The sequence below is a fragment of the Alkaliphilus crotonatoxidans genome, from assembly GCF_054658015.1.
In genome coordinates, this window is the sequence record NZ_BAAHXS010000004.1 from 928,242 (window position 1) to 943,789 (window position 15,548).

Sequence of the window (15,548 nt, forward strand, 5' to 3'; positions counted from 1 at the left end):
GGAGGAATGACCTTGGATTATATTAAGGAACCTATGGAAATAGAGCGGCGGAGCTTTGAAATTATTACAGAGGAGCTGGGAGATCGGGTCTTAGATGAAAGAGAAGGGAAAATTATTAAACGAATGATTCATACCACTGCTGATTTTCAATTTGCTGACATAACAGTAATTGGCCCCAATGCCATAGATGAAGCCCTGGGGGCCCTAAGGAAGGGCTGTAAAATCTACACCGACACCAGAATGGCCCTGTCTGGAATCAACAAAAGAAGGCTGGCCCAATATGGCTGTGAAGTCTATTGCCTGGTAGATGACCCCTTGGTGACACAGCAGGCCAAGGAGCGAGGTGTAACCCGATCCATTGTGGCCCTGGAGCAGGCCGTTAAGGACCAGGATACAAAAATTTTTGCCCTAGGTAATGCCCCTACAGCACTATTTACCCTCTGCCGGATGATTGAGGAGGAAAAAACAAAACCTGCTCTGGTGGTGGGGGTGCCGGTGGGCTTTGTTGGGGCGGCTGAATCAAAGGAAGCATTGCTGAAGCTAAATATCCCCCAAATCACTGTTCGGGGCCGTAAAGGCGGAAGCACCGTTGCTGCAGCCATTATCAATGCCCTGTTATACATGCTGGAGTAGCATGCTATGGCACTTTCGCGGTATATTTTAAAGGATGGCAAGCGATTACGCTACGGTTACACAACCGGCTCCTGTGCAACGGCAGCCTCAAAGGCGGCTGCCTGGATGCTGCTTAAAAATCAGCCCCTACATTCGGTTGAAATTGATACCCCCAAGGGCTGGCGTCTTAATTTGCCCATTGAAGATATCGAAATGTCTTCAGGGTCAGTTTCCTGCTCTGTGGTGAAGGACGGCGGCGATGACCCTGACGTGACCCACGGCCTAAAGATCCATAGCCGGGTTCAATGGCGCAGCGATGGACAAATTATCATAGAAGGAGGCCCTGGGGTAGGCCGGGTTACCAGAAGGGGGTTACCCGTAAAGGTGGGTATGGCGGCTATTAATCCCGTTCCCAGGAGGATGATTGAAGAGGCGGTAAGGTCTGTCATAGGCCCTGAAGGAGGAGCAGATGTACTGATTTCCGTTCCCTCTGGCGAAGCTGTTGCCCAAAAGACCTTTAATCCTAGGCTGGGAATCGTGGGGGGCATTTCTATACTGGGGACTTCAGGCATTGTTGAGCCTATGTCGGAGGAGGCCTATAAGGAATCCCTGGCTATTGAGCTGAACCTGCTGGTGGAGGAGGGGATTAGGTCATTGGTAATGGTACCGGGCAATTATGGAAGAGACCTGGCCCGGGATCAGTTGAAAATTCCTCCCAGCTATATCTTTAAATTTAGTAATTTCATCGGCTACATTTTAGATGAAGCCCTTGATAAGAACGTAGAACGGATTCTCCTGGTGGGCCATGTGGGAAAAATCATTAAGGTGGCAGGGGGCATTTTTCATACCCACAGCAGGGTGGCCGATGGCCGAATGGAAATCCTTACGGCCTACCTGGCCCTGATGGGTGCATCACCCTCAGAATTGAAAAAGATCATAACCAGCAATACCACCGAAGAGGCCGTTGACTTGATTTATGACATGGGTTATGAAAAAATATTTGATACCTTGGCCGAGAAAATCACAGAAAAGTGCCGCCAGCGGACCCACCATAGAATTCAGCTGGGTACTGTAATATTCTCGATGGAAAGGGGTATTTTAGCCAAATGTTCCCATGCTAAGAACCTTTTGGAGGGATTTCAAAATGAATAGGCTTTATGTAATTGGAATGGGGCCCGGTAACCCGGCATATATTCTGCCCATTGCCTGCCAAAGGGCCAAGGAATGCAGCCTGTTGCTTGGGGGTAGACGCAACCTTGAGGCATTTTCAGATTTTCAGGGGGAACGATATTACCTAAAAAATCTAGCGGATGCAATCAAAGTCATTAAGGAAAATTTAGCCCATCGACAGGTGGGGGTGGTGGTTTCAGGCGATACGGGATTCTACAGCCTGTTGGATTATCTGAAAAGACACTTTGAAGACCGTCAGCTGGAGGTTATTCCTGGTATCAGCTCCTTTCAGTACCTATATGCAAAGCTTAAAAGGCCCTGGCATCAGACTAGGCTGTTAAGCCTTCATGGCAGGGAAGGAGACTATTTGTCTCTGATAAGGGCAGGTCAGAGCATTACCCTGCTGACCGATTCTAAAAATTCCCCCGATGAAATTGCCAGGGCCCTCATGGGGGAAGGCTTGAACCAGGTTGAAATGATCGTAGGAGAAAGCCTGTCCTACGAGGATGAACGAATTGTAAAGGGCAGGCCCAATGAAATTGTAGCATACGCTCCCTATAAAATGGCGGTGGTGGTGATCAATTATGAATAAATGGAAATATATTACCCCCGGTATACCTGATGATCTCTTTATTCGAGGAAAAGCACCCATGACCAAGGCTGAAATCAGAGCCTTGGTTATGGCTAAGCTTCGCTTAGAAGAAACCAGTGTTATGGTGGACGTGGGGGCCGGCACAGGCTCAGTTGCCATTGAAGGGGCCCTTTGCCTTAAAAAGGGCAGAGTTTATGGTATTGAATACAGGCAAGAGGCCCTGGAGCTTTTGAAAAGAAATGTAGAAGTCTTTGGGGTTAATAACATCGAAATTATGGCGGGTAAGGCCGGAGACCAGCTCAGGCTTATTCCCTTCTATGACAGAATATTTATTGGCGGCAGCGGCGGTGAATTAGAGGCCATTATTCAATTGGCGGCAGCGGGGCTGCCGTCCCATGGCAGAATTGTATTAACTGCCGTCACAGTAGAAACCATGTCGGCGGCCATGTTGCTTTTAAAAAAATACGAATTTAATGAGCTGGAATTAGTAACGGTGAATGTTGCCAGGGGCAGCGGCAGGGGGAATTACACCCTGATGGAGGCTCAAAACCCCATTACTATCATTTCAGCCGCAAGGGGGAAAGGTAAATGAGCAAAGTATATTTTATTGGAGCAGGCCCAGGAGACCCGGAGCTAATTACCATGAAGGGCCATAGGCTGATACAGCAGGCCGACATCATTATTTATGCTGGGTCCCTGGTAAACCCAGAGGTATTGGCCGGTCGAAAGCCCAATGCCAGGGTCTTTAACAGTGCCGGTATGACCCTGGAGGAGGTCATTGCCGTAATGGAAGCAGCAGCCCGGGATAATCAAATCGTAGCCAGGGTTCATACCGGAGACCCCAGCATCTACGGGGCGATTCGTGAACAAATGGATCGGCTAGATCAAATGTCCATAGACTATGAGGTGATTCCAGGGGTTAGCTCCTTTGTGGCATCGGCTGCCGCCTTAAAAAAGGAGCTAACCTTGCCGGATGTCTCTCAAACCGTTATATTGACCAGGCTTGAGGGGCGAACACCCGTACCCGAGACAGAGGCCCTGGGGGCTCTGGCAGCCCATGGAGCCACCATGGCAATCTTTCTTTCGGTGCATATGATTGATCAGGTAGTGCAGGAGCTTTTGACGGGGTATTCAGAGGACACCCCTGTGGCAGTGGTTCAAAGAGCCAGCTGGAAGGACGAAAAAATTGTCATTGGCACCCTGAAAACCATATCAGACCAGGTGCAAAGGGCTGGTATTAAGAAAACAGCCCAAATTTTAGTGGGTCATTTTTTAGGCGATCAATACAGCCTTTCCAAGCTTTATGACAGTCAGTTTTCCCATGAATACAGGAGCAGCAAAAAATGAAGATTGCCATTTTTACCCTAACCAAGGGGGGAAGGGAGCAGGCCCAAAGATTAAAGAAGTATCTTCCCCAGGCAGCTGTCTATTCCTTTCCCAAGGCCGGAGAATCCCTTGGGGCTACAGTTGCCCAATGTTTTCAGGAATACAGACTACTGATTTTTATCATGGCCACAGGAATTGTGGTCCGTACCATTGCCCCCTTGCTGAAGCACAAATCAATTGATCCTGCCATTATCGTAATGGATGAAGCCGGTAGAAATATCATCAGCCTGCTTTCAGGCCATATTGGAGGTGCCAATTACTGGGCCCTCAAGCTGGCGGAGCTGATCAATGCAAACCCGGTCATTACCACCGCTTCAGACATTAAGGGGGTCAAGGCAGTTGATACCTTTGCCATGGAGCATGATCTGGTTTTTGTCGACTGGAGTCTGGCCAAGGAAATAACTGCCTATCTGGTGAATGGGGGTAAAATTGGCCTTTATTGGGTCAACAGAAGCTTTCAATTTCCCGATCAATATGTTGCTCTGAATTCCATTGAAGAATTTGGTCAATATCCCTATGGTTTAATGGTCACCGACCAGGAAAATCTGGCCCTGGAGCGGGGTATATTGCAGTTATTTCCCAAAAGTCTGGTGGTGGGGGTAGGCTGTCGAAAAAATACAGTGGCAGACCAGATTTTATATGATATCAAGACTGCCCTTAAGGGCTTGGGGAAATCCATCTGTTCCATTCAAAAGCTGGTTACCGTAGATGTCAAGCAGCACGAGCCAGGCTTAATCAGGGCGGCGGAGGCGTTAGGCGTTCCCTTGGAAATAATCTCCCGTGAAGCAATTAGGAAGGTGGAGTACCTGTTTGAGTCTTCGGAATTTGTAAAAAGAACCATCGGGGTGGGCAGCGTCAGCGGCCCCTGTGCCTTTATTGGCAGCAACGGTGGAGAAATGCTATTAACTAAGATGAAGGGAAAAGGAACCACCCTGTCGGTGGCAGAAAGAACCTTGGAGGTGTAGTATGACGAATAGAATAGGAAAGGTTACTGTGGCTGGAATTGGCCCCGGTAATATAGATTTAATGGCCCCGGCTGTAAAGGAGGCCATCGAGCAGGCAGATATTATGATTGGCTATAAAACCTATATTGATTTAATTGCCCCTCTAATAAAGGATAAAAGGGTGATTGACAGCGGTATGAGGAAGGAAATCGATCGATGCAGGCAAGCGGTGACCTTGGCCCAGGAGGGCCATAGGGTCGTTTTGGTCAGCAGCGGAGACCCTGGAATCTATGGTATGGCGGGAATATTGCTGGAGATTAACAATGAGGTGAGCCCTGCCGTTGAAGTAGAAATATTACCAGGCATTACAGCAGTCAGTGCCGCCGCTGCATCCCTAGGTGCCCCGCTGATGCATGACTTTGCGGTAATTAGCCTGAGTGACCTTTTAACAGACTGGAATGTGATTAAAAAGAGAATCGACCTGGCCAGCCAGGCAGATTTTGTCATTACCCTTTATAATCCCAAAAGCAAAGGCCGCACCAGCCAAATAGAGGAGGCTGTTCAAATTATCTCTCAGTACAGAAGCCCCCAGACCCCTGTTGGAATCGTTAAAAATGCCAAACGGGAAGGAGAACAGATCACCTTAAGCACCCTGGGAGCCATGCTTGGGGAAGCCATTGACATGACCACCGTGGTGATTATTGGTAACAGCAACACCTATATTCAAAACGGTGTTATGATTACGCCAAGGGGTTATCAGCTATGATCCTGGCCCTATGTGGAACCATGGAAGGGGAAACTCTAATCAGGCTGTTGCTTCAGCACCAGTATCGGGTTTTAGCCACTGTTACCACAGATTACGGGGCAAAATGCCTGGGGCAGCATGATGGCGTCAAGGTATTGGAGGGGAAGCTGACAGAGGCTTCCTTAAAGGAGCTTCTGACAAGAGAGGAAATTCAGGCCATTGTTGATGTGACCCATCCCTATGCCGCCAATATTTCCACCATGGCCATTGAATGTGCTAAGGCCTTCCATATTCCCTATTTCCGGTATGAAAGAAGGGGTGTTGACCTGAATCAGGAAACGAGGGTATTGGAGGCAGTGGATTTTGCTGAGGCCGCCAGGCTGGCCGATACCATAGGTGAAAAGGCATTTTTGACCATCGGAAGTAACCACCTTAAGACCTTTGTTGAGGTGATGGGGGCAGACCGGCTGGTGGCCAGAGTATTGCCCTTTTCATCCATCATTAGGACCTGCGAGGCCTATGGCTTTACCCCCGATAATATCATAGCCATGAAGGGGCCCTTCAGCGAAGAAATGAATAGAATGATGTTTGTACAGTACGGTGCCAAGGTGGTGGTAACAAAGGACAGCGGCAGGGCCGGGGGAACCGAAGAGAAGCTCAGGGCTGCCAAAGCCCTAGGGATACCGGTTATTGTAGTAAAAAGACCCCCAATCAATTATGGCAGGGTGTTTGATGACTTAGTAGGACTTGTATCAGAGCTTCGTAAAAATTAATGAAATTAGGCATGGTGACCTATGAAAAACAGCAGGAATTGACATAAAATTGTAGAATAAGTAATCTTATAAGGCAATCAATGAAAAATCACGAGCTTTTTATGATATTAGCGGCAATTTATGTCAGCCACAGTGGGTATTCGACAGAGGAGGGGTCATATGCTAGGCTACTGGATCAGTGTGGCGTTTTTGGTACTCTTATTAATTCCCGTAGGTCTATTTATGATTAGTTTAGTGTATTTTACCGGTCAAGAAATGAGGAATCATAAAAAGGTTAAAACCGTTAGAAATACCAGGAAGAAAAAAAACCAGCCCCAAAGGCGCTCCCTCAGGGTTGTAAAATAGTCCCTATGAAAGCAAGGACTATTTTTTATTACGATTTTCCCTTGAAGTACGATTCATAAGATGATATGATAGGAAGGAAATTTTTTTTAAAGGAGCGTACTTTAATGGCAGCGTTAATCCGACATACAGTAAGTGAATCGAAAAAAAGCCTCTGGCAAAATATACGCTTTATTTTGATTGTAGTCATTGGCATTAATTTACTGGTTGAATTAACAAACTTTTTACCGAGAAAAGCCGGGTCTATTGTCAGTATTGTTATTTTGATTTTTGTTGCGGGGCTATGCTCTTATATCATTAATCGCAGGCTTGCACAGTATACCTATATTCTAATTGCTGACGAGTTAATCTTCTATAAGCAAATAGGAAAAAAGGAAAATAAAATACTCAATATTAAGATATATGATATTAATTGGATCAAGCCCGTAGATGAGATGCCCAAATCGAAGACCTGTAAAAAGATATATGGTTTGGCCTGTAGGCTCAAGGGTAAAGGGGTCTATGGCGGTGAGTTTAATCAAGATAATAAAACCTATCGGTTTATTTTGCAGCCCAGTGAAGAATTGTTAAACGAATTAGGAAAACAGATAAAAAAGTATAAGAATAAACAGTCCAGCTAATGATATGATACTTTCAAAGTAGACAGTCTAATTAATTAAAAATTAGATTATCTGTTTACTTGACAAAGTTCAGTTCATAAAGGGCTGTTTTTTATATGAAAATTAATTAAAAAATTATAATAACAATGTACGAGAGGTACGAATAAACTAATAAAGATCGGGGAAAACTATTAGGTAAATATAATCAAGAGGTTGGTGACAAGTATGAAGGATAGGCTTCAATGTCATATTTGCAATCAGTATGAAACAGGAGGAATTTTCATAAAGAACAAATACATATGTGGGAAATGCGAGGCAGAAATAGTAAAAACAACGCCCGAGCATATTAATTATGATGAGATAAAGGACAGAATAAAGGAAGCATTGTTTCAATAAACTTAAAAAATGAGGGATTCCCCGGGAGTCCCTCACAGACTGAATTCCTTAAAAAAGGAGTTCTTTTCTTTTTGTCGAAGTACATAAGAGGCACCTAAAAAAATACAGGCAACGGCCAATTTCCGGCCTAAGCATTTATAAAATTATTAGGGGGGAACACAATGTCAAGAATATACCCTGACATCATAGTAGCAGCCTTATTAAGAGTAATAATGTACGTACCAGTATTGATAGCACTCTATTTTGTAATATATTTTGCGGTACTGGCCGCCCTTAGAAAGCATGAAAAAACAAAATCAAATTAAGCTTTCATTAAGTAAACAAAAAAATATAGGGACTCCCTGAGGAGTCCCGTTTTAGATAAGATGGGTTTATTTCGATTCAGTCAGTAGCTTTTTTCGTTCCTGAGAAACTTGATTCAAGGGGACGGCAAGCAGCTGGGATATTTCCACATCCGTTTTATGATCACCATAGGCCTTAATCAATTCTCGTAAGCTCTTAATCTGATAATCCTTCATATAAACACCATCCTTATTCAATTTAGAACATGGTGTTACTAGAAGCATGTTCTACCTTTAGTTTCGCTTATTTATTTACAAAATATACAATCCAATAAAAATGAAGGGAAAAGGCGGCCTTCTATCGAATCAATAGATAGATTAAAAAGAAGGAGAATTAAAATGAAACAATCGCCTATCATAGACCAGCTTCTGAAAATGAACAGGCAGCAGGTGGTTTCTTTTCATATGCCTGGTCATAAAAATGGCTTTCTTTATGATCGTATCCCCTATAAAAACTTTAAATCATTGGCCTTGAATCTTGATACGACTGAAATTCCCGGTACCGATAATCTGCATCATCCCCAGGGGATCATTAAAAACGCTCAATCGAGGGCCAGAGAGCTCTTTGGCAGTGAAGAAACCTACTTTTTAGTGAATGGCAGTACAGCCGGTATATATAGCATGCTGATGGCGGTTACCAACCCAGGCGATAAGGTACTAGTCAATCGAAACTGCCATCAATCGGTTATCCATGGACTCCTTTTAGGTGATTGTGTACCGATTTACGTTTATCCCCATATGAATATAGAGCAGGGAATTGCCCTGGGGCTTTCACCTGAAAAAATAGAAAGGTGTATACTTGAGCATCCTGAGGTGAAGGCGGTGCTGATTACCTACCCAACCTACCATGGTATTGCCAGTGACCTGGAAAAAATAGCTGAAATTGTACATCGTTACAATAAAATTCTACTGGTGGATGAAGCCCATGGGGCCCACTTCTTTTTAAGTGACAAACTTCCAAAAACAGCCCTGGAATGTGGTGCTGATTTGGTGGTTCAAAGTACCCATAAAACCCTGCCAGCACTAACCCAAAGTGCCATGCTGCATGTTCAAGGAAACCGGGTTGACCGGGAGAAGCTAAGATTTATGCTGCGGCTTCATCAAAGCAGCAGTCCCTCCTATATTTTGTTAGCTTCTCTTGATCTGGCAGTGATGATCTGTCAAACCCAGGGAAGGGAGCTAATGGAGGCACTGCTTGATCATATAGACTGGTTTAAAAGTCAAATCAAAGAAATTAACGGTATTACCCTACTAGATCAAGGACTCTTCAATAAAGATCATGTCAAAGCCATGGACCCGACCAAGCTGTGGATTAGCCTAAGGCAGCTTAATCGTTCGGGCCATTGTATGGAACAAATGTTAAGAGAAAAATATTCCATTCAAATGGAATTGTCAAACATGTATGGCATGCTGGCCATAGCCACCATGGGAAATCAAAAACAGGATTTTGAAAAGCTAGTCAGGGCCTTGGAGGAAATATCTCAAAGGTTGGGGAAAGAAAAGATCAAAGACTTTCCTCCTTATCCTGTCCAGATGCCACAGCAGGCCCTGGGCCTGAGGGATGCCCTGTATCGAAGGAAAAAAACCCGCCCATTTAAAGATAGCAATGGAAAAATCAGTGGCACCACCATTGTACCCTATCCCCCGGGAATCCCTATGGTAGTACCGGGAGAGCGAATTAACGAGGAAATGATAACCTATATACAGCACCTGCATGGTAATGGAATGGAGGTATTGGGGCTAATGGGTGGTGAAGAATTACTAATTGAAGTGATAGATGATAATGAGGTGATATAGAATGAGTGGTTTATTTATTACCATAGAAGGAACTGATGGGGCGGGAAAAACCACCCAAATTATACTGTTAAAGGAATTTTTAGAGAAGCAGGGCTTAAGGGTACTGGTTACCAGAGAACCTGGAGGCACCTTGATTGGAGAGAAGATAAGGGATATTGTTTTAGATCAGCGTCACGCTGAAATGAGCCACACAACAGAGGCTCTTTTATATGCAGCTTCCCGGGGGCAATTGGTTAAGCAAGTTATACAGCCTGCCTTAAATCGAGGCGAAATTGTAATTTGTGACCGATATATAGACTCCAGCCTCGTCTATCAAGGGTGGGGCCGGGGCTTAGGCTATGATGCTGTGGCTGATATCAACCGCTTTGCCACCCAGGGGTTAGAACCAGACATTACATTACTCTTGGAAATTTCACCTGAAATCAGCCTGGGTCGAATTAAATCAAGGGGTCAGGGAGACCGCCTTGAGCAGGAAAAAATACAATTTCATCAATCGGTCTATAATGCCTATTTGGAATTAGCCGAAAGGTTTCCGGCTCGTATTAAAAGAATAGATGGGGAACGTAATGTAATTGACATTCAGGCAGAAATTCAGAATATCATTACTTCACTTTTATCTAAAGGTAAAGCACAAAAAGACAATAGCCCCCTTTAAGGCTATTGTCTTTTTAATAAAATTAACGAAAGGCCCTTATATAACTAATAATTAAAATAAGTGAAATAATGATTATACCTGCCATTGAAACAAAGCGAATATAGCTTTTAAAATCCTCGGACAGCTCCACTTCTTCTTCAAACATCCAGCGTTTTCCCATCATGTAGCTTTCCTCAGGGTCAATATAGGCATGAATCAAAAAGGCCAACAGTACAATGCTGAATAAGGTACCAATGAACAAATCCGCCATAACTACACCCCCCACTGATCCCATCTTCTTACTATATTATATACCTCCGTTAGCATAAGTGTAATCATAGTTAAAAAATAGAAAATGAATGGCTGATAGGTTTTAAAAGGCAATTATTTTGTAACCTCTGTCATAAAAAAGTAAAAAAAGTAATAATCCTGAAAAGCTAATATATGTTATATTTAACTTAACATACCAAAAGGAAAAAAGAAAGGATTAGCCAGAAAAAATGGTATCTAAAAGAAAAGACAGCTATTATACCAATATCAATATGAAAATGAAGGGTTAGAATAAATAAAATTGGGCCGTGCACCTATACTGGCCCGACCCATTGCAAAGGTTATTTAACGATTTCAGAATGGTGCTTTCAGCCTTTCCTTGATCCGTTCAATTTCTTGCTTCATGTGGTCTAATGTACTGAGTCTTTCTGTTAGTCCGGAAATTATCTCTTGATACTTTGATTCCCTCTTTTCATGGGTTTTAAAGGTATAAAATATCAAGACCACAGATAACGCCGCCCATATTCCTTGAGATGCTGCCAGCTTTAATAATTCACCTTCCATATTGATAACCTCCTTTATAAATTAACTATTTATACTTAAGAGTGTAAAATAACAAAAATGTAAACCAATTGTAATATCCAAAATATTGTAATTTTTACTATTTTAATTTATAATATAAATATAAGCTATTTACAGGGGTTTAGGTAGAAGCAATCTTTTTTTTACCAAAAAATAGAACATACGTTCCTGAAAAATAAGGCTTTTATCATATAAATTTTATTTTGTGGTTTACAAAATATTAGAATTTCACTCTTATAAATTAACACAATAGAAAGGAGGTGAGTATCAATGAGTCAACTGGTAGACAATTTCTTTAGAGAAAAACAGACTGATTTTGAAGCGTGCCAATTTTATAGTACCCCGTCAGAAAAGCATCGACAGAAGTTAACAGAGGATTTCGAAGACTATGTTTTTAAAGCCTATTTCTATGGCTACGTCAAAAAGACCATCCTGTATTCTTCTGTTCAAATCAGGAATAAGAGTAGCCAACTGAAGGCCCGAGAGGAGCTAAGCCTAAATGTGGTAGATCCCGATTTTACAGAGGAAAGAATCAATCTGCTAATGGATTCTACTGGTGACTTCACAGATGACATAGGTAAGCTAACATATAATCATTTTACTTACAATGAAATTTCCCATGATCAAGAAATCATAAAAGCGATCCATGCGCTTACAGATAGACAAAGAGAGGTTTTAACTAAATGTATTCTATTAGGAGAAAGCGATACATTTGTAGCGGCAAAGCTGGGAATCACAAAGCAGGGGGTTAACAAAATCAAAAATGCAGCCCTGAATAAGCTGAAAAAGCAACTCGGCCATAGATATAGAAGAGCCATCTAGGGGATTAGGGGGGAATTCTATGGAGAATAGAGAAATTAGGGAAATCATTGAGAAGGCCCAGGAGGGAGATAAAGCTGCGGTGGAAAAAATCATAGAAATGTTTAAGCCACTGATGATTAGAAACAGCTACATAAACGGGGTCTTCAACGAGGATTGCTATCAGGAGCTATGTATTAGACTAATCAATTGTATTCACTCCTTTCACTTTAAGCCGGATCAAAGTATAAAAAAATCCTTTGAAAGGACATTAAAAACAAACAAGGGTGTAAGAAATGTTCAAAATAATAATCAGAAATAAACCTCATTATTAGTACCGGATTTGATCTTATATATGGTCAGGTTCGGTACTTTTATGTAAGCGCCATTAGAATATTTATAAATTAATTTTAAATAAATATAATTTTCAAGCTTTGTTTATAATTTGAAGGAAAAACCGTTACATTCATTTAACAACCTCGACTTTTAATGTATTTTTTTAGTAATATTTATTATATATGTAATAAAGAAATTATAAGGCCTACGGCAAAATATTAATCTAGTTTAGTGCTAAAAATTCAATAACTGTACCGATCATAGACTATTGACAGTGGGTGGAATAAATTGTATATTTAAAGCAGATTCAATTATGTGACTTTTTTGCAAAGTTACCTATAGAGGAGGGAAAATGAACTGATGAAAATTATGAGTACGGGAGAAAAAATAAGGAAGCTGCGAACAGATATCGGATTGAATCAAGACGATCTAACAAATGATGAAATTACTCGAAGCTTAATCAGCATGATTGAAAATAATAAAAGAAACCTGACCTATAGGGCTGCTACTGTAATCGCTTCTGCCTTAAATCAATACTACCCCAATTTAGGAAAGGAAATTACTCCCGACTTTCTATTGGAAACAGAGGTTGAACAGGCCCAACGGCTAATTAAAGAAAAGCTGGATGATATGCAGCAGCTACTTAAGAATCCCTCTCAGCAAAATGAAGCTCAAGTAGAAAATGGAATTAAAAATCTCATTGAATTTGCCCAGGAATGGAAGCTTGATTCAGTAGTGGCAGAGCTGCAAATGACTCGAGGAAGATTTTACTATGACACCTATCAATACAATGAGGCCCTTCAAGACTTCTTCTGCGCCCTGGCCTACTATCTAAAAAAGGAACAATATGAAAAAGTGGCTTCATTATATAATTTAATTGGTATCAGTCACTATTCTTTAATGTTAATAGAACAGGCGCTATTATATTTTGCTCAATTAGAAGATATACTTTATCTACATAAGCCCCAAAACTATGACAGAATGAAAATGCTCTTAGTCATAAATAGAGTGCTTTGCTATCGAAGGCAAAAAAAGTACGATATGGTACTGAATGGAATTGCGCAGTTTAAAGAATTAAATTATTATGATCAAGACTTTTATCAAAGGATCGTTATTATTGAAGCCAACACTTATCGAGATATACAGCATTTTGACAAAGCTATTAAGTTATATAATAAAATGTTAAAAAAACCTGAAAAATTGACTACTGATAATTTAATGCTGGTTTATGAGAATTTAGCGGAACTGTATGAAATAAAAGAAGATTACGAAAAGAGCATGTATTATGCAGCCTTAGCTTACGATTATCAAGATAAAGTGAATAATTTCTACATTCCATATCTATTCCTTCTGAAAGCTAAATTAAACTTTAAGTTGAATAAGATAGATAAAGCAGTTGAACTTATTAATCAAGGCCTTATGATTGCTGAGAAGGTTTCGGGAGTAGATAAATTAATAGACCTACACTTTCTGCAAATGGAAATTGACCTCCAAACAAAACAGTACTTTAATAACCTACACCAATTAGAAAAGCTTTGTCGAAACAATTGGCGATTATCAAAATTTTAATAATAGAAATAGAATCAGACTTATGGGTGATCCCATGCCTGGAGCATACTAATTAAACTTTTTTTACGTTAGGTTGTATAGTTTTATATTCAATTTTCTTGAATTAATGCAAACTTCATATGGCTTGTTCCGTAATTTGATAAAAAAGCTACCAGCATAATTGTATCAATTCTGGTAGCTTTCTTTATTTCTACTATGCAAAAATCTGTGTTAGGTTGTTCTGATACTTTGATATATTTGGGGGTGTTGCAATCGGCAACGCTCCTTTTTAGATTGAGGCCATTTTAAAAGGGACACATTTTTGCTGTAGGCATAAAATAATTATGAAAAACCATCGATAGAAGCAATTCGGAGAAAGAAAGAGATAATATAAAAAAACAAATAAAAAGTGCCGCAAACAAGGGTTGACACTTTAATTTGCCAGGAGATTTATAAAAAACACAACTTAACATTAGAAGATACTTAAAAAACACATTAAATTACCTAAATTAATTAAAAACTCTTAGTAATCGATATTAATATTTAAACAATAAGGAGAGATTATCGATGGATAAAGAAAATGATATTAGGGAGGATAGTTTCTGTTGTGGTGATTCTAAACGACAGGACATTAGGCGAAGTAGTATGCTTTATTCTAAATATAGCACTCCATGGTGGGGGAAACAACCTGTAGGCCCAACAGGCCCACCAGGCCCAGCAGGAGCACCAGGCCCAGCAGGTCCAGCGGGACCGGCAGGCCCAGCAGGTCCAGCGGGACCGGCAGGCCCAGCAGGTCCGACCGGAGCTACTGGACCAACTGGAACGTTTGCTCCTGGAGGCACCTTATTTAATGTGCTGGGGCCTGTCGGTAGTGCTACAGTCGGAGTAGGAGAAAATTTAATTTTTCAATCTGATACACTTGATATTACTGTAACAGAAGGATCTGGTATTGTGACGATAGAAGATACTTCTTCAATAGGTCCAACAGGTCCAACAGGTCCAGAAGGCCCAGCAGGTCCAGCAGGTCCAGCGGGCCCAGCGGGTCCAGCAGGAGCAACAGGAGCGACAGGCCCAGCAGGTCCAGAGGGTCCGGCAGGCCCAGCGGGTCCAGAAGGCCCAGCAGGTCCAGAGGGTCCGGCAGGCCCAGCAGGAGCAACAGGTGCGACCGGAGCAACAGGGCCGGCTATTACGGAAACCTCAGCCTTTGCAGCCAATACCGGTGGATCAATTATTGCTGTCGTACTAGGTGGTACCACAGTTCCGCTACCGGATGCTCAAAACCTATCGCCTGATATTACAGTTAATGGAGCCAATACAGTGTTTACTATAGCTCCGGAAGGTAGATATAGAATTGCCTATAGTGTAAGATTAACGGCGGGTCTGCTTTTAGGAGCAAGACTGGTGATTAATGGTACACCAAATCTCGCTTCTACAATTAATCCAGTTTTAACAATTTCTGAATTTGATGCTGAAGTAATTGTAACTTTACCAGCAGACTCTACAGTGTCATTAGAATTATTTGGATTACTTGGTGCAGCTACGTTACAGGCAGGAGCTGGAGCAAGTCTGACAATCATTAGACTGTCAGATTAAAAAATTATTAAGGAGGCTTGCCAAGCAGGCCTTCTTAATTAAATCTATAATGCAAGGAATATTAACAACTTTTTAAAATTTCCTATGAAG

Annotated in this window: 21 protein-coding genes; 18 read left to right on the forward strand and 3 right to left on the reverse strand. The window is 41.8% G+C overall.

Features of this window, described 5'->3' with window-relative positions; translation table 11 throughout:
- Positions 1 to 6: 6 nt before the first annotated feature.
- The 12 genes from ACYQ1I_RS07000 to ACYQ1I_RS07055 all read left to right on the forward strand — a co-directional run bounded on the left by ACYQ1I_RS07000 (position 7) and on the right by ACYQ1I_RS07055 (position 7,864).
- A complete protein-coding gene (locus ACYQ1I_RS07000; RefSeq protein WP_459765314.1) occupies positions 7 to 633 on the forward strand; it encodes a precorrin-8X methylmutase in 627 nt (208 codons plus the stop codon).
- Positions 634 to 639: 6 nt separating this feature from the next.
- Positions 640 to 1,764 (forward strand): cobalt-precorrin-5B (C(1))-methyltransferase CbiD, encoded by a 1,125-nt coding sequence (cbiD, locus tag ACYQ1I_RS07005; RefSeq protein WP_459763723.1) that lies wholly within the window; start codon positions 640 to 642, stop codon positions 1,762 to 1,764.
- Entirely contained in the window at positions 1,757 to 2,374 is a 618-nt protein-coding gene (gene cbiE / locus ACYQ1I_RS07010) for a precorrin-6y C5,15-methyltransferase (decarboxylating) subunit CbiE (RefSeq protein ID WP_459763725.1), read from the forward strand. The genes cbiD and cbiE overlap by 8 nt, the downstream gene beginning before the upstream one ends.
- A complete protein-coding gene (gene cbiT / locus ACYQ1I_RS07015; RefSeq protein ID WP_459763727.1) occupies positions 2,367 to 2,966 on the forward strand; it encodes a precorrin-6Y C5,15-methyltransferase (decarboxylating) subunit CbiT in 600 nt (199 codons plus the stop codon). Before cbiE ends, cbiT begins: the two co-directional genes overlap by 8 nt.
- The gene (cobM, locus tag ACYQ1I_RS07020) at positions 2,963 to 3,721 is read left to right on the forward strand and encodes a precorrin-4 C(11)-methyltransferase (RefSeq protein ID WP_459763729.1); all 759 of its coding nucleotides are present in this window, start codon (positions 2,963 to 2,965) and stop codon (positions 3,719 to 3,721) included. Before cbiT ends, cobM begins: the two co-directional genes overlap by 4 nt.
- A complete protein-coding gene (locus ACYQ1I_RS07025; RefSeq protein WP_459763731.1) occupies positions 3,718 to 4,725 on the forward strand; it encodes a cobalt-precorrin 5A hydrolase in 1,008 nt (335 codons plus the stop codon). The genes cobM and ACYQ1I_RS07025 overlap by 4 nt, the downstream gene beginning before the upstream one ends.
- A gap of 1 nt (position 4,726) precedes the next feature.
- A complete protein-coding gene (cobJ, locus tag ACYQ1I_RS07030) occupies positions 4,727 to 5,470 on the forward strand; it encodes a precorrin-3B C(17)-methyltransferase (protein WP_459763733.1) in 744 nt (247 codons plus the stop codon).
- Positions 5,467 to 6,222, forward strand: coding sequence for a precorrin-6A reductase (gene cobK, locus ACYQ1I_RS07035; protein ID WP_459763735.1), 756 nt, complete (start codon positions 5,467 to 5,469; stop codon positions 6,220 to 6,222). The genes cobJ and cobK overlap by 4 nt, the downstream gene beginning before the upstream one ends.
- A 159-nt stretch (positions 6,223 to 6,381) precedes the next feature.
- Positions 6,382 to 6,567: a hypothetical protein gene (locus ACYQ1I_RS07040; protein ID WP_459763737.1), complete on the forward strand. Its 186-nt coding sequence runs from the start codon at positions 6,382 to 6,384 to the stop codon at positions 6,565 to 6,567.
- 104 nt (positions 6,568 to 6,671) lie between these two features.
- Positions 6,672 to 7,184: a DUF6106 family protein gene (locus tag ACYQ1I_RS07045; protein WP_459763739.1), complete on the forward strand. Its 513-nt coding sequence runs from the start codon at positions 6,672 to 6,674 to the stop codon at positions 7,182 to 7,184.
- A gap of 204 nt (positions 7,185 to 7,388) precedes the next feature.
- Positions 7,389 to 7,559 (forward strand): sigma factor G inhibitor Gin, encoded by a 171-nt coding sequence (locus ACYQ1I_RS07050; protein WP_459763741.1) that lies wholly within the window; start codon positions 7,389 to 7,391, stop codon positions 7,557 to 7,559.
- A 161-nt stretch (positions 7,560 to 7,720) separates the two neighbouring features.
- Positions 7,721 to 7,864, forward strand: coding sequence for a hypothetical protein (locus ACYQ1I_RS07055; RefSeq protein ID WP_459763743.1), 144 nt, complete (start codon positions 7,721 to 7,723; stop codon positions 7,862 to 7,864).
- A gap of 66 nt (positions 7,865 to 7,930) precedes the next feature.
- Here ACYQ1I_RS07055 and ACYQ1I_RS07060 read toward each other — a convergent pair whose 3' ends face one another.
- On the reverse strand, positions 7,931 to 8,077 hold the full coding sequence (locus tag ACYQ1I_RS07060; protein WP_459763744.1) for a hypothetical protein: 147 nt from the start codon (positions 8,075 to 8,077) through the stop codon (positions 7,931 to 7,933).
- Positions 8,078 to 8,239: 162 nt separating this feature from the next.
- On the opposite strand from ACYQ1I_RS07060, the gene ACYQ1I_RS07065 reads away from it, so the two are divergent.
- Both ACYQ1I_RS07065 and tmk read left to right on the forward strand, forming a co-directional pair.
- Positions 8,240 to 9,697: an aminotransferase class I/II-fold pyridoxal phosphate-dependent enzyme gene (locus ACYQ1I_RS07065; RefSeq protein WP_459763746.1), complete on the forward strand. Its 1,458-nt coding sequence runs from the start codon at positions 8,240 to 8,242 to the stop codon at positions 9,695 to 9,697.
- Position 9,698: 1 nt separating this feature from the next.
- Complete coding sequence (gene tmk / locus ACYQ1I_RS07070; protein ID WP_459763748.1) at positions 9,699 to 10,352, forward strand: dTMP kinase; 654 nt, start codon at positions 9,699 to 9,701, stop codon at positions 10,350 to 10,352.
- 22 nt (positions 10,353 to 10,374) lie between these two features.
- On the opposite strand, the gene ACYQ1I_RS07075 is transcribed toward tmk, so the two are convergent.
- A complete protein-coding gene (locus tag ACYQ1I_RS07075; protein ID WP_459763749.1) occupies positions 10,375 to 10,602 on the reverse strand; it encodes a hypothetical protein in 228 nt (75 codons plus the stop codon).
- Between the two features lie 353 nt (positions 10,603 to 10,955).
- On the reverse strand, positions 10,956 to 11,165 hold the full coding sequence (locus ACYQ1I_RS07080) for a BhlA/UviB family holin-like peptide (protein WP_459763751.1): 210 nt from the start codon (positions 11,163 to 11,165) through the stop codon (positions 10,956 to 10,958).
- A 288-nt stretch (positions 11,166 to 11,453) separates the two neighbouring features.
- Here ACYQ1I_RS07080 and ACYQ1I_RS07085 point away from each other — a divergent pair, with 288 nt between their 5' ends.
- From ACYQ1I_RS07085 to ACYQ1I_RS07100, 4 genes are all read left to right on the forward strand, one after another.
- Positions 11,454 to 12,005: an RNA polymerase sigma factor gene (locus tag ACYQ1I_RS07085; RefSeq protein WP_459763753.1), complete on the forward strand. Its 552-nt coding sequence runs from the start codon at positions 11,454 to 11,456 to the stop codon at positions 12,003 to 12,005.
- Between the two features lie 19 nt (positions 12,006 to 12,024).
- Entirely contained in the window at positions 12,025 to 12,303 is a 279-nt protein-coding gene (locus tag ACYQ1I_RS07090) for a helix-turn-helix domain-containing protein (RefSeq protein WP_459763755.1), read from the forward strand.
- Positions 12,304 to 12,677: 374 nt separating this feature from the next.
- On the forward strand, positions 12,678 to 13,886 hold the full coding sequence (locus ACYQ1I_RS07095) for a helix-turn-helix domain-containing protein (protein ID WP_459763757.1): 1,209 nt from the start codon (positions 12,678 to 12,680) through the stop codon (positions 13,884 to 13,886).
- 546 nt (positions 13,887 to 14,432) lie between these two features.
- Positions 14,433 to 15,458 carry a BclA C-terminal domain-containing protein gene (locus ACYQ1I_RS07100; protein WP_459763759.1) on the forward strand — a complete coding sequence of 342 codons (1,026 nt, stop codon included), beginning with the start codon at positions 14,433 to 14,435 and terminating at the stop codon, positions 15,456 to 15,458.
- Positions 15,459 to 15,548: the final 90 nt, after the last annotated feature.